The organism is Microcoleus sp. K4-B3 (assembly GCF_036704615.1).
GTDB lineage: Bacteria > Cyanobacteriota > Cyanobacteriia > Cyanobacteriales > Microcoleaceae > Microcoleus.
Genome location: NZ_JAUBSF010000005.1, coordinates 153,656 through 175,655, shown reverse-complemented (window position 1 = coordinate 175,655; position 22,000 = coordinate 153,656). Strand labels below are relative to the sequence as shown.

General features: G+C 45.5%; 19 protein-coding genes and 2 pseudogenes. 15 read left to right on the top strand and 6 right to left on the bottom strand.

Annotated elements, in window-relative coordinates:
* Nucleotides 1-419: 419 nt before the first annotated feature.
* Nucleotides 420-551: a hypothetical protein gene (locus QUA78_RS04900; RefSeq protein ID WP_333306345.1), complete on the top strand. Its 132-nt coding sequence runs from the start codon at nt 420-422 to the stop codon at nt 549-551.
* Nucleotides 552-705: 154 nt separating this feature from the next.
* On the opposite strand, the pseudogene QUA78_RS04895 reads toward QUA78_RS04900, so the two are convergent.
* Nucleotides 706-1,242, bottom strand: a pseudogene (locus QUA78_RS04895) (IS1 family transposase); the annotation flags it as partial.
* Nucleotides 1,243-1,788: 546 nt separating this feature from the next.
* Here QUA78_RS04895 and QUA78_RS04890 point away from each other — a divergent pair.
* Complete coding sequence (locus tag QUA78_RS04890; RefSeq protein WP_333306353.1) at nt 1,789-2,568, top strand: fumarylacetoacetate hydrolase family protein; 780 nt, start codon at nt 1,789-1,791, stop codon at nt 2,566-2,568.
* Between the two features lie 52 nt (nt 2,569-2,620).
* Here QUA78_RS04890 and QUA78_RS04885 read toward each other — a convergent pair whose 3' ends face one another.
* Both QUA78_RS04885 and QUA78_RS04880 read right to left on the bottom strand, forming a co-directional pair.
* Complete coding sequence (locus QUA78_RS04885; protein ID WP_333189185.1) at nt 2,621-3,094, bottom strand: Tic20 family protein; 474 nt, start codon at nt 3,092-3,094, stop codon at nt 2,621-2,623.
* Nucleotides 3,095-3,236: 142 nt separating this feature from the next.
* Nucleotides 3,237-3,434, bottom strand: coding sequence for a hypothetical protein (locus QUA78_RS04880; RefSeq protein WP_006631916.1), 198 nt, complete (start codon nt 3,432-3,434; stop codon nt 3,237-3,239).
* A gap of 168 nt (nt 3,435-3,602) precedes the next feature.
* Between QUA78_RS04880 and glyA the strand changes: the two genes are divergently transcribed.
* The 7 genes from glyA (at nt 3,603) to QUA78_RS04845 (ending at nt 13,148) form a co-directional block, all read left to right on the top strand.
* Entirely contained in the window at nt 3,603-4,886 is a 1,284-nt protein-coding gene (glyA, locus tag QUA78_RS04875) for a serine hydroxymethyltransferase (protein WP_333306347.1), read from the top strand.
* A gap of 454 nt (nt 4,887-5,340) precedes the next feature.
* Nucleotides 5,341-6,396, top strand: a complete 1,056-nt coding sequence (locus QUA78_RS04870; RefSeq protein WP_333306349.1) for an MraY family glycosyltransferase — start codon at nt 5,341-5,343, stop codon at nt 6,394-6,396.
* Between the two features lie 194 nt (nt 6,397-6,590).
* A complete protein-coding gene (locus tag QUA78_RS04865) occupies nt 6,591-7,847 on the top strand; it encodes a competence/damage-inducible protein A (protein WP_333306351.1) in 1,257 nt (418 codons plus the stop codon).
* A 299-nt stretch (nt 7,848-8,146) separates the two neighbouring features.
* Nucleotides 8,147-8,284, top strand: a complete 138-nt coding sequence (locus tag QUA78_RS04860; protein ID WP_333398615.1) for a hypothetical protein — start codon at nt 8,147-8,149, stop codon at nt 8,282-8,284.
* Nucleotides 8,285-8,389: 105 nt separating this feature from the next.
* Entirely contained in the window at nt 8,390-8,830 is a 441-nt protein-coding gene (gene aroQ / locus QUA78_RS04855; protein WP_333398614.1) for a type II 3-dehydroquinate dehydratase, read from the top strand.
* A 169-nt stretch (nt 8,831-8,999) separates the two neighbouring features.
* A complete protein-coding gene (locus QUA78_RS04850; RefSeq protein WP_333303768.1) occupies nt 9,000-10,148 on the top strand; it encodes an ADP-ribosylglycohydrolase family protein in 1,149 nt (382 codons plus the stop codon).
* Between the two features lie 444 nt (nt 10,149-10,592).
* On the top strand, nt 10,593-13,148 hold the full coding sequence (locus tag QUA78_RS04845) for an HDIG domain-containing metalloprotein (protein ID WP_333303767.1): 2,556 nt from the start codon (nt 10,593-10,595) through the stop codon (nt 13,146-13,148).
* Between the two features lie 54 nt (nt 13,149-13,202).
* Here the strand turns inward: QUA78_RS04845 and QUA78_RS04840 are convergent, their stop codons facing one another.
* Together QUA78_RS04840 and QUA78_RS04835 are read right to left on the bottom strand one after the other, a co-directional pair.
* Nucleotides 13,203-13,430: a hypothetical protein gene (locus tag QUA78_RS04840; RefSeq protein ID WP_333303766.1), complete on the bottom strand. Its 228-nt coding sequence runs from the start codon at nt 13,428-13,430 to the stop codon at nt 13,203-13,205.
* Nucleotides 13,431-13,520: 90 nt separating this feature from the next.
* Complete coding sequence (locus tag QUA78_RS04835; RefSeq protein ID WP_333398612.1) at nt 13,521-14,438, bottom strand: carbohydrate ABC transporter permease; 918 nt, start codon at nt 14,436-14,438, stop codon at nt 13,521-13,523.
* A gap of 15 nt (nt 14,439-14,453) precedes the next feature.
* Between QUA78_RS04835 and rpsF the strand changes: the two genes are divergently transcribed.
* Both rpsF and QUA78_RS04825 read left to right on the top strand, forming a co-directional pair.
* Nucleotides 14,454-14,789 (top strand): 30S ribosomal protein S6, encoded by a 336-nt coding sequence (gene rpsF, locus QUA78_RS04830; protein ID WP_006631907.1) that lies wholly within the window; start codon nt 14,454-14,456, stop codon nt 14,787-14,789.
* 433 nt (nt 14,790-15,222) lie between these two features.
* A complete protein-coding gene (locus QUA78_RS04825) occupies nt 15,223-16,755 on the top strand; it encodes a right-handed parallel beta-helix repeat-containing protein (RefSeq protein WP_333303764.1) in 1,533 nt (510 codons plus the stop codon).
* A gap of 283 nt (nt 16,756-17,038) precedes the next feature.
* Here QUA78_RS04825 and QUA78_RS04820 read toward each other — a convergent pair.
* Nucleotides 17,039-18,518, bottom strand: a protein-coding gene (locus tag QUA78_RS04820) for an IS5 family transposase (protein WP_333303763.1) whose coding sequence is annotated in 2 segments (ribosomal slippage) — nt 17,039-17,404 and nt 17,406-18,518 — 1,479 coding nt in all. Because the reading frame shifts where the segments join, the coding sequence is not laid out codon by codon here.
* Nucleotides 18,519-19,019: 501 nt separating this feature from the next.
* Here QUA78_RS04820 and QUA78_RS04815 point away from each other — a divergent pair.
* The 4 genes and pseudogenes from QUA78_RS04815 (at nt 19,020) to QUA78_RS04800 (ending at nt 21,686) form a co-directional block, all read left to right on the top strand.
* Nucleotides 19,020-19,214, top strand: a complete 195-nt coding sequence (locus QUA78_RS04815) for a hypothetical protein (protein WP_006631905.1) — start codon at nt 19,020-19,022, stop codon at nt 19,212-19,214.
* A 61-nt stretch (nt 19,215-19,275) separates the two neighbouring features.
* On the top strand, nt 19,276-19,416 hold the full coding sequence (locus tag QUA78_RS04810; RefSeq protein WP_333303770.1) for a hypothetical protein: 141 nt from the start codon (nt 19,276-19,278) through the stop codon (nt 19,414-19,416).
* 326 nt (nt 19,417-19,742) lie between these two features.
* Nucleotides 19,743-20,984 (top strand): bifunctional ornithine acetyltransferase/N-acetylglutamate synthase, encoded by a 1,242-nt coding sequence (gene argJ / locus QUA78_RS04805; RefSeq protein WP_333189198.1) that lies wholly within the window; start codon nt 19,743-19,745, stop codon nt 20,982-20,984.
* A 336-nt stretch (nt 20,985-21,320) separates the two neighbouring features.
* Nucleotides 21,321-21,686, top strand: a pseudogene (locus tag QUA78_RS04800) (transposase).
* The last annotated feature ends 314 nt before the right edge of the window (nt 21,687-22,000 follow it).

Below are 22,000 nucleotides of genomic sequence, written 5' to 3'. Positions count from 1 at the left end.
CATGTCATTGGTTTTCTCACAGGATGGTCTTGGATTTTACATTCTTTATCTCTAGCACATCTTTAAAAAAATGGTATTAGGTAAGGAATCCAGTGGGAAGCGCAAGCACTTTCCGATTCTAATATTGCTGCTACAATCTCTGCACAGTTCTTCAGATGGCGAAAATCTTTGGGGACAATCCATTGACCAAGTTGTTCGAGTAGTTGACGATAGAGTTGGGGTGTAGCCATTATTTTACGTGGATCTGTTTTTCGCTAAAACAATCGAACCACGGCGCAAGCCCCTTTTCTCCATTAACTATCATTCTCTACGCTCCTTAAGCATCTCAGGAGTTTTCTGCACCACTAAGCCCTATACCTCTAAATATAATCAAGAAAGAACATCGACTCTTTCCTCATATTACCAGAGCTTGTCAAGGAGTGATTTTTACAAGTCTAGATTTAGTGAAAAGTCTCATGGAAAAAACTCACACTAACCAGGGTCTATCTGTAATTGTAAATGTGGTAGATAAAATCTATGAAATTGGTCGAAAGGTGACTGATGATTTTTAAAAAAATATCAAAATTGTTTTTGATGAATATTTACCAAAATGGAATTATTGAGCGGTACCTCAACTCACAAATTAATCAAGTTATTAATTTTTCATTCCTTAGATTCACGTCCTCATTATACATGATTTATGATTGACAAATCATTTGCGATCGCTATATATGTTTTGCGGTGGGATCTGATCTTCATCAGAATAAACTTAGGGTACACTTTCCACCCATCTGTCACATAAAAATGGCATTTCCATTTATTAACAATCCCCCATAGTGGTTAAAAGATTTTTGCACGCTCGCTCGCCTAAAACCCATCCTAGAATACCTGGTTTAAAATGGTCTACTGCTGTCCATAACCAGGTGCAAGTTTTTTTTAGTCAACAAATGTTTCTAATTCATCTAATTCTCCCACTTGTGGAGTTGTTTCTGCGTCATAAAAATCTGGCAAGAGTTTTCCTACTTGTTTGATCCAATTAATGATTGTCGTATGATGCACATTTTTGACTCTCTCAATTGCTCGAAAACCCATACCATTGACATACATTTTGAGACCTTCACGTTTGACCTCTTCAGATTAACCTTTATGAGGTTGATAGCAATCTATAAATTGTCTGCCACAACCGACACGAATATAATTCTGTTTACCTTTTTTCTGACAATTTTTATTAACATGAGTTGACTGACATTCAGGACATTGCACAAGCTCTGCGTTTTTTGAAGTGTTGTTTTTTGGCGAGCGCACTATAAATTTATCATACCCTAATTCAGCAATGCCGGCATTTATTTTTAATCTTACCTCGTTATCCAAGATCCCAAATGGATTCTATACATGGGTACAGATTTTAAACTCAACAGTTGCATCCTTTGTTGAGTAAAAGTTTTAGGACTGTTAGTACATTTGTATGGGGGAAGTCCAGTTTGAACGTCCGGTAATGAGGCGGGTGGAAGGCAACCAGGATGATCATAATTTCGCTCAGGCTCAGTCCCCGTGAGCGTCGGCGCGTTTTCACACCTGGTCGAGCAACTGCTGTTGCCATACAGGTTCAAATTCTTGCCAGAAATCATCGATATGGCAGAATAGTTCTTCTAAACTAGACATGGGAGATGCTTGCTGAATCAGTTTTACAATCTTCAGCTTACCTGGCTTCTCCCTTTCCTCGCTTATCCCGAACTGACGTTATTTAGGACTTGCACAAGTCTTTTGGAATCTAAAATCTAAAATCTAAAATCTAAAATGGTATCACCTATGGCCCAGCGCTACGTTCGAGTTAAAACAACACAAGGACACATCCATTACGGTTTACTGCAACTGAGCCACAGCGTTCAAGTATTTGATGCACCTCCCTGGTTACAAGGACAACCAACTGATTTGGAACTTTCACCAGATACTTACCAAATTCTCGCCCCGTGCTCTCCCTCAAAAATTGTAGCCGTAGGCAAAAATTATGTCGATCACGCCGCCGAGATGGGAACCCCAGTACCTGCTGAGCCCCTGCTGTTTTTCAAGCCTCCGAGTGCTGTCATCCCCGCAGGTGGAGCGATTCGCTATCCGCAGCAGTCGGAAAGGGTAGACTACGAGGGAGAATTGGCCCTGGTAATTGGCGAACATTGTACCAACTGCACTCCCGAACAAGCACACAGCAAAATTTGGGGCTATACGATCGCCAATGACGTAACAGCCAGAGATTTGCAAAAGCGGGACAACCAGTGGGCGAGGGCCAAAGGGTTCGATACATTTTGTCCCTTGGGGCCTTGGATTGTCCGCGAACTGAGTCCTGCTGCACAATTGCAGACTTTTGTCAATGAGAGCGAGCGACCGGCACAGTCATCCCAGATCGATCGCATGGTATTTTCGCCAGACTTTCTCGTCTCCTACATCAGTCAAGTAATGACCCTAATTCCCGGTGATGTGATACTGACGGGAACGCCCCAAGGAGTAGGGCCGCTACAAATAGGCGATCGAGTCCGCATCGAAATTGAAGGCATCGGCAGTCTTGAAAATACAGTAGTTATTAGTAATGGGTAATTGGTAATTATCACCAACAACTGTCAAGTGCCAACTGCCAACTGCCAACTGACTAACGTACCTGCATATAAACAGCATCCGAAAGCGGAGGAATCTCTGCATAGCGTCCCAAAAGCGACTGAACGACTGCATAGACAAATGCAGCAAAAGCGCCCAAAAACACCATGTTATACAGAGTTTCCGCAATAAATGCGACTTGTAAGCCTTTAGAAAAAATCGGCAAAACTAGACCGCACAGCATCAAAACAATGTCTAAAAGAATCGCCTGCATCGCATTAAAACGAATGAAGTGACTGATGTTTTCGTTTCTAACTACTCCTAAATACAGAGCAAAGAAGATAATCAAGCTAGCAAAGGGCAAACTATAAATTTGCATCAAAGGAGCTAGCGGTATCAACAACAGTTGCAGGACAGGAAACTGTGTAAACAGAAACCTGCCAAAGGCCAGCCCGTCAATCAGCGGGAGCAAATAAGGCAAAGAAGCAAAAATCCGGTCTGGAACAGTTGTAGATCCGCGCCAAGTCATAATGAACTCTCCTGAGTCGATCGATTAACTATCAATTCCATTAAACTCAGGATAACGCAGCAGCAGGGTTTGTGTTTCGACTCTGCCGGAATTTGCTTTTCACTCAGCGGGGAGCAGCCTCAACTACCAGATGCAGGCTTTGTTATTTAATATTGGCAATGACGAAGCCCATTTGACACTCGTACCGATCGGGCAAATTTTCCGTAGGTTTAGCCACTGGATGACCGCAGCGAAGCTCTCCACCGCTCCAGCGAGGTTGGCCAGTGCGATCGGCGAGCAAACAACTTTGGCAAACACACTGAGGGGCAAGCATCTGATTTTCCATTAAAATGACTAACATTTGATACCTCCGGCAGGTTTCACACCAGTAATTTCATTGTATGTCAGCAGTTGGGGACAAACGGCTTAACCTGAACACAACGTAATATTTATGTCAATGGTGCGAAATCCGTAGTACGGTATAAGATCCCCAATTCCCAATCCCAAAACTGTCAAGAGGTTGATTATTGTGACGGACACTAACTTAGAATTCCTTTCCAAAACCGATCCGCTCATTGCCGATTTAATCGGGCAAGAACTCCAGCGGCAGCGAGACCACCTAGAACTCATCGCCAGCGAAAACTTTACCTCTGCAGCGGTAATGGCAGCTCAAGGCTCAGTGCTGACCAATAAATACGCCGAAGGACTGCCAGCGAAACGGTACTACGGCGGCTGCGAATTTATTGACGGCATCGAGCAAATCGCGATCGACCGCGCCAAACAGCTCTTTGGAGCCGCTCACGCCAACGTCCAGCCCCACTCCGGCGCTCAAGCCAACTTTGCAGTATTTTTGAGCCTGCTGGAACCCGGAGACGGAATTATGGGCATGGATTTGTCCCACGGCGGACACTTGACCCACGGTTCGCCGGTCAACGTATCCGGCAAATGGTTCAAAGCTTTTCACTACGGCGTCAGTCAAGAAACAGAACAGCTCGACTACGATGAAATTTTGGCACTCGCCAAAGAAAATCGACCGAAATTGCTAATTTGTGGCTATTCAGCATATTCGCGAATTATCGACTTTGAGAAGTTTAGAGCGATCGCCGACGAAATAGGAGCCTACCTGCTCGCCGACATCGCCCACATCGCCGGGTTAGTCGCCACAGGACACCACCCCAACCCCCTCCCCCACTGTCACGCAGTCACCACCACCACTCACAAAACCCTGCGCGGCCCCCGTGGTGGCTTGATTTTGACCAATGACCCGGAACTCGGCAAAAAGTTCGACAAAGCAGTGTTTCCCGGCACTCAAGGTGGCCCCTTAGAACACGTCATTGCTGGCAAAGCAGTAGCTTTTGGCGAAGCATTAAAGCCTGAATTTAAAACTTATTCCGGTCAAGTAATTGAAAATGCGCGCGCTTTAGCTGCACAGTTGCAGCAGCGGGGTTTAAAACTCGTTTCCGGCGGCACGGACAATCACTTAATGCTAGTTGATTTGCGATCGGTAAACATGACAGGCAAGCTAGCCGACCAATTAGTCAGCGGTGTGAATATTACTGCTAATAAAAATACCGTGCCTTTCGATCCGGCATCGCCCTTTGTCACCAGCGGTTTGAGACTCGGTTCGCCGGCGATGACCACCAGGGGAATGGGAACTGCAGAATTTACCGAGATTGGCAATATTATTGCCGATCGCCTGCTAAATCCAGATGATGAAAGCGTCGCAGCCGACTGCCTGCGTGGAGTAGCAGCACTGTGCGATCGCTTCCCGTTATATCCGCACTTGTACTTGAAAGTGCCGGCATTAGCTTAATTTTCCTGATCGGCAATGGGGAATTGGTAGTTGGAAGTGTACGGGTAAAAGGGTAAAAGAGCAGGAAAAGATTGAGAGTTGCCGGTAGCGATATTGACAAGCGGTTTTCACCAAAAATATCGATCGCCAAGACGGTTTTTAGTAAAGATATTTGTCGGGCGGGGCTGGTTTGAATAACGGTATTTGTAGGTTGCGAAAGATACCGCTCAACTGGGCCCGCTCGCCAAATATCGACTTTTTTGCTCGCGAAAGAGTCGATATTTCAAATCGTTAATTCGAGAGTTATGAATGAAAAACCTGACAATTCGCCCCAGGGCAACTGCCATTGCGGCAAATCTCCGACTCCCAAACCCCCAGTCGCTCTTCAAGATGTTTCCTTGTTATAAGCCATCTGAAATGTAGTAGACTCTGCCTGACAGACTAATTGCCCCGCACTATTTAAAATTGATTTCAGATGCCGTACCAGTATCTGTACCACGTAGTAGCTTTTCTGATTTCTGCGATCGTCGTCCTCTGGAGTACGCCAATAGTCAAAAAAATTGGTCTCAAAAGCGGGCGAGTCGATCGGCCAGGCGAGCGAAAAGTCCACCAGCGCCCGATGGTGCGCTTGGGAGGAGTTTCCATCTTTCTCGGCACTCTCAGTGCCCTCTTATTTGTCTGGCTTTCAGGAGGCTTCATCGATGCTAGCGGACAAGTTCTCAATCCCAAAGACGAATACGAAATTTGGGGAGTCACCATCGGCGGCATCGGATTCTTCCTCATCGGTTTAGCAGACGACTTATTTTCCCTCTCGGCATTAAAACGCTTGCTCATGCAAATTGGCGTATCCAGCATCGCTTGGATGGCAGGGGTCAAAATTGAGTTTCTCACAGTTCCCTCCCTGGGACTGACAGATATTGGCTGGCTGAGCTTGCCAATTACCGTGATTTGGCTCGTCGGCATGGCCAACGCCATCAATTGGATTGACGGTTTGGACGGTTTAGCTGCCGGAGTTTCAGGGATTGCAGCAGTTGTGATGCTGATTGTCAGTCTGTCGATGCACCAACCGGCGGCGGCCCTAATTGCAGCGGCTTTAGCTGGCGGGGCCTTGGGATTTCTGCGCTACAACTTCAATCCGGCCCAAATCTTTATGGGAGATGGCGGGGCTTATTTTATCGGGTTTACTCTCGCTGGAGTGGGAGTAATTGGGTTGGTTAAAACTACGGCTGTTACTTCTGTGTTGCTGCCATATTTAATTTTAGCTGTACCGATTTTAGATATGTCGGCGGTGATTCTCGATCGACTTCGCAACGGCAAGTCACCGTTTATTGCTGACAAGCGCCACCTCCACCACCGACTTCTACAAGCCGGACTATCCCATCGATTTGCGGTTTTATTTATTTACTCGCTGACACTGTGGGTGGGAAGTTTAGCCCTAGCTTTTTCGCTTCCGAGCGGCGTAATTTACGCTATGGGTGCAACAAGTTTGCTGGGATATGCTAGCTGGAAAGTTTGGAGACACGCTCGATAGTCATTAGTCATTAGTCATTAGTCATTAGTCAATGGTTAGTTGTTTGTTGTTTGTTCTAATAACTAATGCCCAATGCCCCATGCCCAATGCCCCATGCCCAATGCCCCATGCCCCATGCCCCATGCCCCATGCCTAATTCCCTAATTCCCCAATCCAAAATCTAAAATCCAAAATCTAAAATCTAAAATCGAATAATGGTTGCTGAAATTATTTGTGTTGGAACTGAATTGCTGTTAGGCGATATTCTTAATAGCAATGCCCAGTTTTTAGCGAAAGAATTAGCGAGTCTGGGAATCCCTCACTACTATCAAACAGTGGTGGGGGACAATCCAGAACGTATCAAAAAAGTGTTAGAAATCGCAGTCAGTCGATCGCAGCTTTTGCTCTTCACCGGAGGCCTCGGCCCCACACCAGACGACCTCACAGTCGAAACGATCGCCGATTTTTTTGGGGTTCCCCTCATCGAAAAGCCGGAAATTATCGCAGATATCGAATACAAATTTGCCCAGCGGGGACGCACCATGAGTGCCAGCAACCGCAAACAAGCTTTAATTCCAGAAAGTGCGGACATTCTGCCGAATCGCAGCGGTTCGGCACCGGGTATTATTTGGCACCCGATTCCTAACGTGACAGTGATGACATTTCCCGGCGTACCGGCGGAAATGCACTTGATGTGGCAAGAAACCGCCGTTCCTTACCTGAAAAATAGCGGCTGGTGCAGCGCCACTATTTACAGCCGCACATTAAAATTTTGGGGGATTGCTGAGTCGGCATTGGCGGAAAAAGTAGATAGTTTTCTGAATTTAACTAATCCTACTGTGGCTCCCTACGCCAATCACGGGGAAGTCAAACTGCGGATTTCGGCCCGCGCGGAGTCTGAAGTGGCCGCGAAAAACTTGATTGAGCCGATCGAACAACAATTGCGACAAATTGCCGGCTTAGACTGTTACGGTGCTGATAGCGATACCCTCGCTTCGACTGTGGGCCAATTGTTGCTGGATGCGGGGCAAACTCTTAGCGTGGCTGAATCCTGCACCGGAGGAGGATTGGGGGCGATGCTAACCTGTGTTCCGGGCAGTTCTTGCTACTTTTTAGGCGGGATTATTTCTTACGACAATCGGGTCAAGGAAGGATTATTAGGTGTGAATCCGCAAGATTTAGCCGAATTTGGGGCAGTCAGCCACCAAGTGGCAAAACAAATGGCTGCCGGGGTGCGCGCCAGCCTCAATACCAATTGGGGATTGAGCATTACAGGCATCGCCGGGCCCGAAGGCGGCACAGACGCTAAACCTGTCGGATTGGTGTATGTCGGTTTAGCGGGCCCCCACGGCGAGGCAGAAAGTTTTGAATACCGCTTTGGCGATGCCCGAGGCCGCGATTGGATTCGGAATCTGAGTAGCTGTACGGCGCTCGATCGGCTCCGCCGTAAATTATTGTTGGCAAAAGCGTAGAAAAAATCCCGCGATTTGTCAATTGTCAACACTCAGCCGTAAGCTTAAGCTTTATTTAACACTTTATACTCCCAGATAATTCGGTAATATTCCGCTGGCCTCTTGATTATCTGTAAAGATTCGTTATGATAATAAGATAGGACTGATTGGCCAATATACTGACTCTCTCCATTGCTCAAAATAACCAGCAAGCGAGAAAGCAAGTTTGACCTTTGGTTTCAAAGTCGTGCTTGCTTATTTTCAGATATTTAGCCGTCGGTTTAGCAATCTAGACTATAAAAAAAGGAGCTATCCGTTCAATGGAAGACATTGAAAAGGTGCTGGAACAAATTAAAGAATGGGTTCGCAAGTTGATAGAAGGACTGCTGAATCCCGAAGCTCAACCGGAACTCGAACCGATTCGTATTCCTGTCAACCAACCTAGGCATCGCCGGTAGTCAGCCCTGGGTTTGAAGTTTGAGCTTTGAGCTTTGAGGTGGCAGACTGGTTCTAAATCCCATGTCAAAACTCTCATAGTTTTTGTTGCGCTGGAAATTTTAAAATTGTTAAATATCCTGGTACTTCACGGCCCTAATCTGAATCTATTGGGTCAGCGAGAACCTGGAGTTTATGGTTCTGCGACTTTAAATGATATCAACAAGTTGCTAGAACGAGAAGCGCAAGCCCTCCAGGTGCAAGTCTCAATTCAGCAGTCGAATCATGAAGGGGTATTGGTGGATGCCATTCACTCAATGTTAGGGCAGCACCAAGGCTTATTGATTAATGCTGGAGCTTACACTCATACGAGTGTGGCAATTAGAGACGCGATCGCCGCAGTGAATATCCCTGCGGTAGAAGTTCATCTGAGCAATATTTACCGCCGGGAAGCTTTTCGGCACCACTCGTTTATCGCAGCGGTGGCGATCGGGCAAATCAGCGGTTTTGGCTCAGAAAGCTACCGGCTGGGGCTGCAAGCTCTAGTTAGTTACCTGATGGAAAATTAAAAATTAACTGATTGTTCAGAAGAGGGCAGGTTTTAGATGGAAAACCAGCCCTTATATGTTTGGTTGTAATTCAAATTAATCAGAAGAGTTAGGCAAAAAGGGAAACCAAGAAGAATTATAAATTGCCAATTATAAATTACCAATTACTAGGAACTTGAATTAAATTAAAATGCGGCATTCCCTGTTGAGCAAGTTTCAAGGAACCATCCTGGGGGCAGTTTTAGGAGACTCTATAGGTCTGCAATACCAAAGGCAACTCGTTGGTATTCCCCCCCAAACAGGAGACTTGGCGCCGATTTTACAACTGACGAAACACCAACAATTGACACTGAGTGGGCCAACATTGGCGTTGAATTCTCCCAACAGCAAAATCCCAACTGGCAAACAATCATCCGAATCCGGGAGACTTGCGGTGGCGTGCGCTCAAAGTTTAATTCGGGGTAGGGGTTTAGATTTAAAAGATTGGGGCGATACTTGGGAAGCATTTGCCAATTCCGAAATCTATCATCCGCTAAGCAGTGAGTTTCAAAGCCTGCTTAACCCTTCTGAAGCTGCCATTGCTGCGCTGCCTGCTGCGATGTTTTTTCACGAAAATAAAGCCAAGCTGCGAGAAAAAATCATGCTGGCGATAGAGGTTTGGCCCAACGCCAACAAGCCAGAATGGGAGACAGCAATTTTAGCAGTAGGATATGCGATCGCCAGAACTCTCAAAGATAAACTTGACCCCGCGACAGCAATCGAGCAAACAATTGCCTACGTGAAAACAGATAATGCCTTAACAGAGCTGCTGCTGCAAGTGCAAATACTACTAAAACAGGGAGCCGATTTAGAAACAGCGGCAACTCATCTTTGCAAAAGCGCCACAGCTTTGAGAGAAACACAGGGCAAAGGCGAGAAAAAATTACAAACGGAGTCAATTGTCAACCCAGAAAATTTTATTCCCATTGCCTTAGCTTTCTACTGCTTCTTGAACACCCCAGAAGACTTGCGCTTGTCAGTGGTGCGGGCGGCCCGGTGTGGCATAGCCACACAACTCACCTGCGCTTTGACGGGAGCTTTGTCTGGAGCTTACAACGGCGCTGCTGCGATTCCTGTAGAATGGCGACAGGTATCTTCGGCTACGGTTGAACCGCAGGCGTTGGCCTGTGGCGAAGAACCCTCGCTCTGGGGAACGGGCAGCGATGCAAAAATTGTAGAGTTAGCAAATAACCTGTTTGCTGTTTGGGCAGGAGTTTACAGGCCCGATGCCGGCATGGATGCCGCAGCGCTAGCCCGAGCGGTGGCTGCACCTTATGTCATTAGACCTCGTAAAATATAAATTTTTGAGCTTTTAACAGGGAGGGGAAAGCATTAATTAGTAATGAGAAATTAGCAATTAGCAATTAACAAGTCAAAAACGCAAGCCGAAGGAGAGCGACAATTAAAGATTCAAAAGTAAAAAATTAAATCGGACGCGCTTGCCCCAAAACGCCGGGTTTCTACGAGAATATGGGGTTGGGAAACGAATAATCAACTGAGAAACAGGGTTTTTAGCCCTCGCGCGCGAGTTTTGTTCAAGATGGACAAGGGAAGCAAAGAAACTGCTTGCGTTGTTGGCCAAAGTTAGGAAAACAGTCAGAAAACCCAACTGCTGCCGATAGTCAGGCAAAGTAGCCTGGGCGGTTGAATATTCAGCCACGGTAGTTCGGATAAACTCAATCAAGATGCACCGTCAGAATTTCTGACAAAGCTGCTGGATAACAGTGATATATCTTCGACACAAATGAATACGCTCTCCTCATTGATGCGGCAGATTGAGCAGCTAGGGGCTGCGCGCTCACTGCGCCAACATATTGCTAAAGTGCAAAATGGCGGCAGCAAAGCAGATACCTCACGCGCTGGCGGGCCTCTCCTGAGCCGCTTGTCGCGCCAGAAATTGGTTCTGCCCGAGACTTTTACGAGTTTATTTACAAGTAAAACCTCAAAATCAAGCCTCAAAAATCAAGCTCGTTCCCCTATGTTGGCGCTCGTAGCGGTAGTTTCCCTAAGCAGCACTCTGGGCCACCGCTTCTACAACCAACCGAAACTCGATGTGGGGACGAAAGCTCCTCAGACGATTAAGGCTCCTGCTAGTGCTAGCATCCCGGATTACAAAACTACTGAAGAACATCGGAAAGCAGCGCGGATCGGGGCTGTAGCGATATTAATGCTCGATCCTGCGGTCGATCGACAAATTTATCAAGAATTGCAACAATTTTTGCAGCAGGGAAGCGAGCTGCGGGAGGCGGTAGGGCCGTTTCCGTTTGCGAGTCCCTCGGCGCTCTCAAATGCGGCTCAGGTTTACTTGCGGGGCTGCCCCGAGTGGGAGTGGCGATCTATTTTGGCGCAAGCGGGGGACAACAGTGCAACTTCCGAGCGGTTGAGTTTGGATTCCCCCGCAATTGCTGCGCAGACGGAGAACAAGTCTCAGCAGGATGCTGTCGCTCAACTGCAAGCTTACAGCCGATCGGTGCGGGCGGCAGACTTTCAAAGCCTGACAGAGAGTATTTCCTCTGCTCGCCGACGCTATCTCAATGCTGTGGAGGCGCTTGGAAAGCCGTCGGTTTTAGGACTCCCACAGATTTACGATACTTCGCTGTTTGATTTGTCCGAAGCAGCTTGGCAGAAAACCCAAACGGGTATGAGTCGCGCGGCAAAAAGGATGTTGGCTCAAGGTATCTTGCAGGGGTTGCCAAAAGAAATTTTGAAAGAAGCTGTGAAGCTGCAAGTGGCAGATGAAGTGCCGTTAGAGTCCCAAGCTTTGGCGATTGAGGGTTTAACAGCGATTTTGCAGCCAAATCTGGTGAGAGATCCCGAGGAAACCAAACAGCTAGCTGAATTAGCGGCGCAAAAGGTCAAACCGGTGATGATCGCAGTAGAGCAGGGCGAGATAATTGTTGCAGAAGGAACAGAAATCGCGCAGCAAGATTTCGTGTTGCTGGACTATTTTGGTTTGAGCCGGCGGGGGGTGAATTGGCTGGGGCTGGCGGGTTTTGTTTGTTTAGTCGGGGGGGCAATTGCGATTGTACTGCTGGTGGAAAGGCACTGTCGCTTGCGGCGGAGAGATCATTTGCTATTGCTGCTGCTGACTTTGAGCGCACCTGTGCTGGTGAGTTTGGGTCTGCCTTGGACGAGTTTGCCCGCGATCGGGATTTTAGCCGGTGGCTTCTACGGTTCGGCGGTGGGAGTGACTGTGGTGGGGCTGCTATCGGCGCTGCTGCCCGTTGGCTTAAATGTGGAGTTAATTCATTTGGTGGCTAGCGGGGCGGGGGGATTGCTGGGCGCTTTTATGGCCGGGCGGCTGCGATCGCGCGAGGAATTGGCTCTTTTGGGGGTGGCTGTCGGTTTGACTCACGGCACGGTTTATCTGGTGGGGACTTTAATTGCCAGCGCGGCTGCCGGTGCGATTTGGTACGTGGTACTGGGTACTGTGGGCGCGCAAAGTTTGGCGGGTTTGGCTTGGAGCGTTGTGGCGATCGGCATCAGCCCTTATTTGGAACACGTTTTTGACTTGATTACCCCGATCCGGCTGGCGGAACTTGCCAATCCCAACCGCCCGCTGTTGAAGAAGTTGGCTGCCGAGGCTCCGGGGACTTTTCAGCACACCCTGTTTGTGGCGAGTTTGGCGGAGGCTGCGGCTCGGGATCTCGGCTGCAATGTTGAGCTGGTCAGAACTGGCACATTATACCACGATATTGGAAAAATGCACGACCCGCTCGGATTTTGTGAAAATCAAATGGGCGGGGCCAACAAACACGATGAAATTAATGACCCTTGGGCGAGCGCGGAGATTATTAAAAAGCACGTTACCGAGGGCTTGGTGATGGCGCGGAAGCATCGATTGCCGAAGGCGATTCAGGCGTTTATTCCCGAACACCAAGGTACAATGTTAATTGCTTATTTCTACCACCAAGCGCAGCAAATTGCTGCAAAAGAATCAGAAGATTTAAAGAGGGCTTTGGCAGATCCGGATAATTCAAAGTTAACAATCGCAAGTCGTGAAGTGAGGGAGGAGGATTTTCGCTACGACGGGCCGATTCCGCAGTCGCGGGAAACGGGGATTCTGATGCTGGCGGATTCTTGCGAGGCTGCTTTGCGATCGCTCAAGGATGCTACTCATGAAGAGGCTTTGAATATGGTTAATCGGATTTTGAGGGCTCGCTGGCAGGATAATCAGTTGCTCGATTCGGGTTTAACTCGGGAGGATATGTCTCTAATTGCGGAGATTTTTGTGCGGGTTTGGGAACAGTTTAATCACAAGCGGATTGCTTATCCTAGTGCAGTTTTTACTCCCAGGTAGGATGAAATTTTGAGTTAGGAAAAATAGGAGGGCATTTCAGTTGTGGATTAGATTTTATTGCGATGTATCCCGCAAAGCGCCATGCACTTGAGTATGGTCGCTGAAAATTACCACAGTTTGTTTGATTCCTCGAAATTCTGAATAGTCGATATCTATTTGGTCTGCTAGATGCGATCGCAATTTTTGCCAGTCTTGGGCATCGATCGCATTGGCAAATGCTACGATCGTATCTACGACCGCAGCGCGATCGATAATCCAGCGGATGTCTGGCAGTTCGTACATAAAAAATAAATTTTGTGAGTTGTGAGTTCAAAATATTTTAATTTTTAACTGCCGATTAACGCGGATTAACGCCGATTTTATATGTTGATTCTATCCTTTGACTCCGGCGGCGGTTTCTGTTGGCACAATGTATTTTTGCAAGAGCAAAAATAGCCCTAAAACTGGAACAATAGAAATAATGGAACCCGCCGCAACTAAACGCCAATCTAAGGAAAATGTCCCGGCTAAATTAGCTACGCCTAAAGGTAAAGTGTAATATTCCGGCCTGTCTAAAACTAGCAGCGGCCACAGAAAGTCGCTCCAAGAACCGATAAATACAAAAATTCCTAAAGTAACTAAAGCTGGCTTAATTGCCGGAATCATGACGTGCCACCAAATGCCTAATTCTGTACAGCCGTCGATGCGGGCGGCTTCTTCTAGTTCTTTGGGAACTGCTAGGAAGGCTTGTCGTAATAAAAATATGCCGAAGGCTGAGGCTAGTCCGGGAAAGATTACTCCTAAATAACTATTTTTTAGCCCGAGTTGTACAGTCAATATGTATAGGGGAATCATGACTATTTGGAAGGGAATCATGATTGTGGAAACGATCGTGATTAAGATGGCTTCGCGGCCTCGAAAGTTGAGTCTGGCTAAGGGGTAAGCGGCGAGGGCGCAAAAGAGGACGTTGATGCTAACTGTGAGGCCGGCAATCAGGGTGCTGTTGAACAGGTAGCGGCCGAAGGGGTTGGTTTGCCAAACTTTGATGAAGTTTTCGAGGGTTGGCTGTTGCGGCCACAGTTGCGGGGGAAATTGAAAAATGTTTTCGGTGGGGGATTTGAGAGAGGTACTCAGAAGCCACAGCAGGGGAAACAGCATTAAAAGTGCGATCGCGCTCATCATGCTGTACGTCCACAGGGTGCTCCACCGCGAGGGAGTGTTGTTTGGGGAATTTGGTTTTTTAGTTTTGAGATTGTTCATTGTTGGGATATGATAATAAGTCCTTGCTTCGTGAGAAGCCTTGTTGTCCATAAGGGGATTATTGCCATGAAACCGTTTATTTACGAAACTATGTACATTCTGCGCCCAGATTTGGGTGAGGAAATGACAGACCAGGCGATCGCTAAATATCAAACTATTTTGCGCGATCAAGGTGCTGAAAGCATCGAAACTCAGCACCGCGGCAAGCGCCGTTTGGCTTACGAAATCGGCAAGCACCGGGACGGAGTATACGTTCAAATGAACTATACAGCTCCGGGCGCTGCAATTTTTACCCTGGAGCGCGCGATGCGTCTGAGCGAAGAAGTGATTCGCTATTTGACAATCAAGCAAGATGTGCCAGATGCACCGGAAGCGGAAGCTGAAGCTGAAGTCGCCGAGTAGCATTCGTGTCAACTTAACGTCTTATCTAGTACCAGTCTACTGTTTGACGATTAGGGCCGCTTATTCCCCGGCACGCCTTTCTTAAGGGCTACCCTGTACACACAACTTGAAAAACTAACGTCAGAGCCTTTCGCTCCCCCTGGCATCCTCCTGAAAAAGAGGCTAGGGGGTTCTCTGCAATTGTGGGTACAGCATAGTTTCTTTAGGGCGTGACTTGATGTTAATTGAAATTATAAGTAGGTAAGCGGGATTAAACCGAGCTATGTAACAGTATGTAAACAGGGCTAACTTAGCCACGCTTAGGGAATGTGGATACTTTACAATCCTTAACATAATTGTGTTTTACAGCGCCTACCTACTTACTAGATTTATAAAATTACGAAAGTGCTTTAATGTTTAAACAGTGAGGATTAAATGCTACCTCAAAAACTTCATGATGAGAAAAACCGTTCATAGGTTCATCACGTTAGTATTAGCAGGATTTCTATTGGCGATTAGTGGCGAGTGCGGGACATCGCGAACTTTAGCACCAATCCATCCTCATGTTTTTTATGTTGCACCAAATGGCAGTGATACAAATAACGGTTCACTTGAGCATCCTTGGTCAACAATTAATCACGCAGCGTTGGTATTAAAAGCGGGTGAAACAGTTTATATTCGGGCTGGAAATTATCGCCTCACTGAACAAATTCAAGCTAAAAATTTAGGGACAGAAAAGGCTTGGATTACTTATCGAGCCTATCCTGAAGAACGAGTTATTATTGATGCGGATGCAGTTAAAGTAGAGCCTCCCTCTGGTAAGAAATCCCATTATCCTCACGATCAAGGTGCATTTTTGTTACAAAATGTTAGTTATATTCAAGTAGAAGATTTAGAAGTTATTAATTCTCATAATTCTGGGATTACAGTTAGAAACAGCCATTTTATTAACCTTTATAATAATAAAACAGAAAATACGTTTTCTCCAGGTATTGGTGTTTGGTGGGGCGATCACTATAAAGTAATGGGAAATACGGTTATTAATGCAAACGACCTGAAGATGGCTGACTTTTTAAATGATTTTTCAGAAGCTCCCCATGAAGCAATTTCAATCGGTGGGGTTGAAAATTTTGAAGTTGCTTATAACTTAGTTAAGGATGGGAAAAAAGAAGGGATTGATGTTAAAGAAAAGAGTAAATATGGAACCGTCCATCATAACTATATTCACCACATGGCACGACAAGGATTATATGTGGATAGTTGGGTGGGAGTCTTAGAAGATGTTGAGGTCTTTAATAATGTTGTTCATGATTGTAATGGGGCAGGACTTGCTTTAGCAGTAGAAGGAGGTTCAGAAGCAAAAAATATTCGATTTCACCATAACTTAATTTATGATAACTGGGGAACCGGAATTCTCTTTGCCCGATGGGGAAATGATGGGTTACGGCATAATATTAAAATTTATAATAATACGGTTCATCATAATGGTTATGGTAAACCGAACCCAGGAGAAAGCTTTTTTTGGATTACTGGAGGGTTATATTTATTTTCCGATCATCTTCAAAATGTTGAAATCAAGAATAATATTTTTAGTAATAATAGGGGATTTCAAATCGGTTATAGCGATCGCTATTTGGCGGCTAACTCTGACATCGAAAAGATTTTTCGTCAAAAAGATATTGAGATTAGCCAGAACTTAATCTTTGGAGAAAATAACACCACCAGTCCGATTTATGCTGGATGGCTTCCTGATAACTATGCGAATATCTATGGAACGAATGGAACTGCTGCCGTCAGAGAAGAACCTCAATTTATTAATCCTGAAGAAGGGAATTTTTACTTAAAATCTCCGGTCAGTAACCCAACCCCATTAACTGCTAATTCTCAAACATCTCAGATGAGAGTTGGAGCTTTTCCCAATGGAGAAAAACCCCATTTTTGGTGGCAGGGTAAGTTCCCACCTCAATTTCCTGATTTACCCCAATAAACCCTTCATTAAAATAAGTTGTTTCTGTAATAATTAATTGTTAATAGTTGTATTAAGTACCTAAACAAAATTAATTACACAACTCAATAATAATGATTTAAGTAGGTAAGCGGGATTAAACCGAGCTATGTAACAATATGTAAACAGGGCTAACTTAGCCACGCTTAGGGAATGTGGATACTTTACAATCCTTAACATAATAGGTTTTTACAGCGCCTACCTACTTAGGGCTTGCTGAAAAACTCAGAAAACAGCATTTAGAAAGATGAGTGAATTCACGAGCCTATTGACAAGATAATTTTTGATTAACTTTTGTTGGTAAATCATAATTGTTTCTAATCAGCCAGGGTAGAAAACAGGAAAAAAGGTACTTGTTGTTAAGTAGCCATAAAAAAAGCCAAAAAACCTGCCGTAGCAGGGCCGAAAGATTCATCACCAGAAAAGTTATGGCAATGGTTGTACCAGAAGTATTAGACAGTTTAGCCATCACTCTACCGAGACTGAATCTTCTTTTAGCTTCTCCAAATTTTCCTTCAATCGAGTTGCGAATTCTCTCGTCTAACTGAGCCTGTTTTTTTGTTGACTTGCTGATATTTGTCGGGGGTCTTCCTAGAGGGGGGCCACTCATTCTAATCCCTCTTTCTTTGCACGCCCGCTCGATTTGACTGCGTTCGATATATGCGATCTACATGAATTGATTCGGGATAGCATCCCGTGAACCGTTTAAATTCTTCTACTTGTGTTTTTAAGTCTCCAGATTCGTTAAAATTATCCCAACTAATCCGGTCTAAAAATACGTATCCGTTGCGACAACTCGCAGACAGTTTTGCTCCAAATTCAACGGATTTCCCGGCTTTTCCTCTGACGATCGGGCGGATGTGTGGTTGTGTTAAACTTACTATTCGGTCATCTATACTGTTTTTTTTGTTTTCATTCATCCATAACTGTTGACGGTAGACTTCTTTTACTACTAACAGTATTTTATAATGATATTTACTCAGAGACTGTAGCTCTCCCATACCATCGATGTGAGCTAAATTTCTTTTGATATATTGGAGTTGTTTCTTGATTGCTTTTTTTCGTATTTTTCTTGATGGTTTCCGGTTTTTCGCTATTGTTAAGTATTCTTTTCTGGCTTGATTTCGATAAGTTCTTGGTTTTTTTTTTACAGGTGACTGACTTTGAGTATGTAGAGCGTCTATAATTTTTTCGGTATGTTCTCTGGCTTGATTTAATAGTCCTAAGTCTGTCGGATATTTAAGGTCGGCTGGCGCGCAGGTTGCGTCTAATATTAATCTTCCTTGATTTTTAGGCTCATTTATTTCTGATGATTTTTTTTCAACTTCCTCTCCTGGCAGTTCTGTCTGCTCTTTGACCATTTTTTCATTGATTTTATTGACGAGATTGACACCTATTCTCTGCCTAAAATGAACGAACATAGATGAGTCGAATGGTGCTTGACTACTATAGGTTGTCATGCCTATAAAGTATTGTAGGTATGGGTTTTCTCTAATTTGTTCTATTGTTTCGCGATCGCTAGTTCCTAATCTTTCTTTAATTATTAATGCTCCCAATGCCATCCGAAAAGATTTAGCTGGAGCTCCCATATCTACGGAAAAATTTAGAGCATATTCTACTTCAAATTCTGACCACGGAATTAGTTTTGCCATGATTACCCAACGATTATCATCTGACAATTGCCCCTCGAAGGGGAGGTCAAAGTTGGATGGCTCTTTTGGGGTTGGGTCAACTTTTCGGTACATTACGAAAGTGATGGTGTGCTGGGCTTTTGACTCATTTTAGCTCAGAGTCTTACACATTATCAGCGCCTAAACGAGCCAAAGTCTTTTGATGTAAGGGTTTTAGGCTTATTCAGCAAGCCCTACTTAGCTACTTATTAAATTTACTGTTAACTAAGGCAACTTCGACTCCCTTGAGAGGCCAAATTCTGCATCCATAACTCTGAATCAAACTATAAAGTTATTTTTGCCCTTGGCAATTACGTAGTGGCTAAAATGTGGCTCTTAGAAGATGAATATTGGCAATTTTTGCCAACTGCTGCTTCAGGTTGGGCCTGAATCCACTAGCCAAAGGCCGATCGCACTCCCTGCACCCTCGATCGACCTTCTCGCCCAATAGCCCAATTGTAAATTTTTGTGACAATTTTGATTTGGTAGCTTTAGATACAGAATTGTCTGTTATAGTGATAGAAGAGAAGAAAAAACCAGCCCAACATTAATCTAAAGAATACGGAGGAACCGCATATGTCTACCGAAAATCAAGCTCGCTCTCTGATGATGCGCCACCACCAACTGGTGAAGAATCGGCAGCAATCCATGCTCAACCGCACCGCCACCGAAGTCGGGATGGAAGATACGCACTACTGGGGTCACATTCAAGGCAAACCGCAGCCCAGCTTTCAAGCCAGTTACGATCGCAGCAACGCCACTATGAGCTAGGGCAAGCTCAATTTCGACAATTGTCTACGAAGTTATTACCTATAATTTGGAGAAACCAGTTATGTCAACTCAAGAACAAGCCCGCAACCTGATGATGCGCCATCAACACGTCGTTAAAAACCGTCAGGAATCCATGCTGAGCCGTGCCGCTGCTGAAGTTGGTTTAGATGCTGGTTCTCAAGCGAGTATCGATCGCAAATAACTCATTTTTTCAACGGCGAGATAGTTGAATCGAGTTTGTTGTTTGCCAGCTAAAAATTAATAATGTCAATTACAAAACCGTCGCGACTTCTTCTTGAGTTCTAACTCTAGATTGGAAGCCGCGATTAGTTTTATGGAGAATTGGGAATTGGGAATTGGTAATATCTCGATCGTACTGCTTGTATAGAGAGGCGTTTGAGCAAAGGGTGAGCTAAACGAGAGTGAGATAGCCTCAAAAGTATACATCACAAACAATAAAAAACGTTTGTGCCGAGAAACTTGATATAATCCCCTTTCAGCAGATTGAAGGCTACTAGGGAGGTCATCATGTCGGACTGGAAAGAAATTGGCGGCGGAGTTACAGCACCCAGAGGGTATCGAGCATCTGGAATTACAGCGGGTTTGAAGCCTTCTGGCTTGCCGGATTTAAGTTTAATTTTGTCAGAGGTGGACGCGATCGCCGCAGGAGTCTTTACTACATCCACTGTGCGGGCAGCTTGCGTGGACTACTGCCGCCAGCGTTTGCAAGCGAAACCAAGCGCGAAAGCAATTTTGTGCAATGCGGGACAAGCTAATGCTGCTACTGGCGAACAAGGTTTGGCCGATGCCCTCGAAAGTGCCAAATTATTGGGAGAAGCGCTGAATATTCCTCCAGAATCAATTCTTTTGGCCTCCACAGGCGTCATCGGACAGCGGATAAAAATGGACCCGCTGAGGGCTGGAATTCCGCGATTAGTTGCTGAGGCATCGGAAACTGGTTCCGATGCGGCTGCTAAGGCTATTTGTACGACTGATTTAGTGCCGAAAACGATCGCCCTGGAAACTATGTTTGGCGATCGACCCGTCCGCATCGGCGGCATTTGCAAAGGTTCGGGAATGATTCACCCGAATATGGCAACAATGCTAGCATTTGTAACTTGCGATGCAGCAGTGTCGTCGCATTTGTGGCAAGAAATGCTGAGTCGGGCGGCTAACAGAAGTTTCAATCAAATTACTGTTGACGGAGATACCAGTACCAACGATTCGCTAATTGCTTTGGCCAACGGTCAATCCCGCACACCGGCGATTACAGAAATGGGGGCAGATGCTGAAAAATTAGAGGCGATGCTGACAGAAGTTTGCGTGCATTTGGCAAAGGCGATCGCCCGCGACGGCGAAGGTGCAACTTGTTTGGTGGAAGTGCAAGTTAGCGGCGCGCTGGATGAAGTTTCTGCGAGTAAAATTGCCAAAACAATTGTCGGTTCTTCTTTGGTGAAAGCTGCTATTTTCGGACGCGATCCGAATTGGGGGAGAATTGCGGCGGCGGCTGGGCGCGCTGGTGTACCTTTCGATCAAGAAAATTTGCGGATTGAATTAGGGGATTTTTTGATGCTGGAAAACGGGCAACCGAAAGAGTTCGATCGCGCTGCTGCGAGTAATTACATGAAAGCGGCTGCGGAGGGGGAATATTTGAAAGCTGATACGGTTTTAATTCAGGTTAGTGTCGGGAATGGCAGCGGTTTTGCGAAAGCTTGGGGATGCGATTTGAGTTACGACTACGTGAAAATTAATGCGGAGTATACGACTTAAATAAGTCCGGGCGGTTAGAAGTTCGGGCGGTTAGAAACCGCGCCTACACAAACAAAACCCGACGATAGCGGGTTGAAGAAATTTAGAACGCGGTTAGAAACCGCGAAGTTTACGGGCACACAAACAAAACCCGACGATAGCGGGTTGAAGGCAAATTTCACACAGTTTAAGAGGAATGAGAGACAATTTCACGCAGTCATACAGCAGATTCCAGCTTTATGAAGTACGCCAGCCTATCGATCGATCCCCCTAGGGACAAGGCATTGCCGTGTCCCTACTGCTTCATAAACCTGGGATACGCTGTATATCCATTTTGTTTGAGCAACTTGGGATAGATTGTCTTTGATTACTCCTGATATTCAGCAAGTAATCTATGCAGCAATTATTGCAAAATGCAAGAAATTGGGCTGCACGGTGATTATCGTTTGCGGTATAGAATATCACATTCACCTGTTAACAGGTTTTCTGACGGCTTTGGGGGTAGCTGATATGATTAAGCAAGTCAAGGGCAGTTCTTTTCATTTGGAAACCCACCAGATTAAACCGGGTGAATTTTTCAAAGGGCAAGGCAGCTAGGGAGTATTTACCAGCCATGATGCGATCGACAGTTTAGCTAAATATATCAGAAATCAAGCTGTTCACCACCGTCAAAAATCAATGATTCCTGATTGGGAACTGACTCGGAAATCACTGGGCGATTGAAATCACTCAGCAACTTCTTCAACCCGCTATCGTCGGGTTTTGTTTGTGTAGGCGCAATCCTAATCGCCCGCAATCCCAATCGCCCAACCAACGTTTTTTAAACACGAGACAAAAAAACGAACGCCAACTTATTCAAGTTTTCATCCTCCTTCTTATTTGTCAAAAAAGATTCTCAATTTCTGGCGGCGTTTCCAAAAGCAATTGCGAGTTGGCGTTAAAAGCAACTTACGCGCAAAAACTCAATAAACCGGGTTTTTTAACCTGGAAAAATGGCCTTAACCCGGTTTCTACGTCCATGACAGGACACTATACCG

Bases quoted from the DNA above. Each gene is read 5' to 3' on its own strand.
- QUA78_RS04890 (WP_333306353.1), top strand. From the start codon at position 1,789: ATGGCCCAGCGCTACGTTCGAGTTAAAACAACACAAGGACACATCCAT.
- QUA78_RS04885 (WP_333189185.1), bottom strand. From the start codon at position 3,094: ATGACTTGGCGCGGATCTACAACTGTTCCAGACCGGATTTTTGCTTCT.
- QUA78_RS04880 (WP_006631916.1), bottom strand. From the start codon at position 3,434: ATGTTAGTCATTTTAATGGAAAATCAGATGCTTGCCCCTCAGTGTGTT.
- QUA78_RS04870 (WP_333306349.1), top strand. From the start codon at position 5,341: ATGCCGTACCAGTATCTGTACCACGTAGTAGCTTTTCTGATTTCTGCG.
- QUA78_RS04865 (WP_333306351.1), top strand. From the start codon at position 6,591: ATGGTTGCTGAAATTATTTGTGTTGGAACTGAATTGCTGTTAGGCGAT.
- QUA78_RS04860 (WP_333398615.1), top strand. From the start codon at position 8,147: ATGGAAGACATTGAAAAGGTGCTGGAACAAATTAAAGAATGGGTTCGC.
- QUA78_RS04850 (WP_333303768.1), top strand. From the start codon at position 9,000: ATGCGGCATTCCCTGTTGAGCAAGTTTCAAGGAACCATCCTGGGGGCA.
- QUA78_RS04845 (WP_333303767.1), top strand. From the start codon at position 10,593: ATGAATACGCTCTCCTCATTGATGCGGCAGATTGAGCAGCTAGGGGCT.
- QUA78_RS04840 (WP_333303766.1), bottom strand. From the start codon at position 13,430: ATGTACGAACTGCCAGACATCCGCTGGATTATCGATCGCGCTGCGGTC.
- QUA78_RS04835 (WP_333398612.1), bottom strand. From the start codon at position 14,438: ATGGACAACAAGGCTTCTCACGAAGCAAGGACTTATTATCATATCCCA.
- rpsF (WP_006631907.1), top strand. From the start codon at position 14,454: ATGAAACCGTTTATTTACGAAACTATGTACATTCTGCGCCCAGATTTG.
- QUA78_RS04825 (WP_333303764.1), top strand. From the start codon at position 15,223: ATGATGAGAAAAACCGTTCATAGGTTCATCACGTTAGTATTAGCAGGA.
- QUA78_RS04815 (WP_006631905.1), top strand. From the start codon at position 19,020: ATGTCTACCGAAAATCAAGCTCGCTCTCTGATGATGCGCCACCACCAA.
- QUA78_RS04810 (WP_333303770.1), top strand. From the start codon at position 19,276: ATGTCAACTCAAGAACAAGCCCGCAACCTGATGATGCGCCATCAACAC.
- argJ (WP_333189198.1), top strand. From the start codon at position 19,743: ATGTCGGACTGGAAAGAAATTGGCGGCGGAGTTACAGCACCCAGAGGG.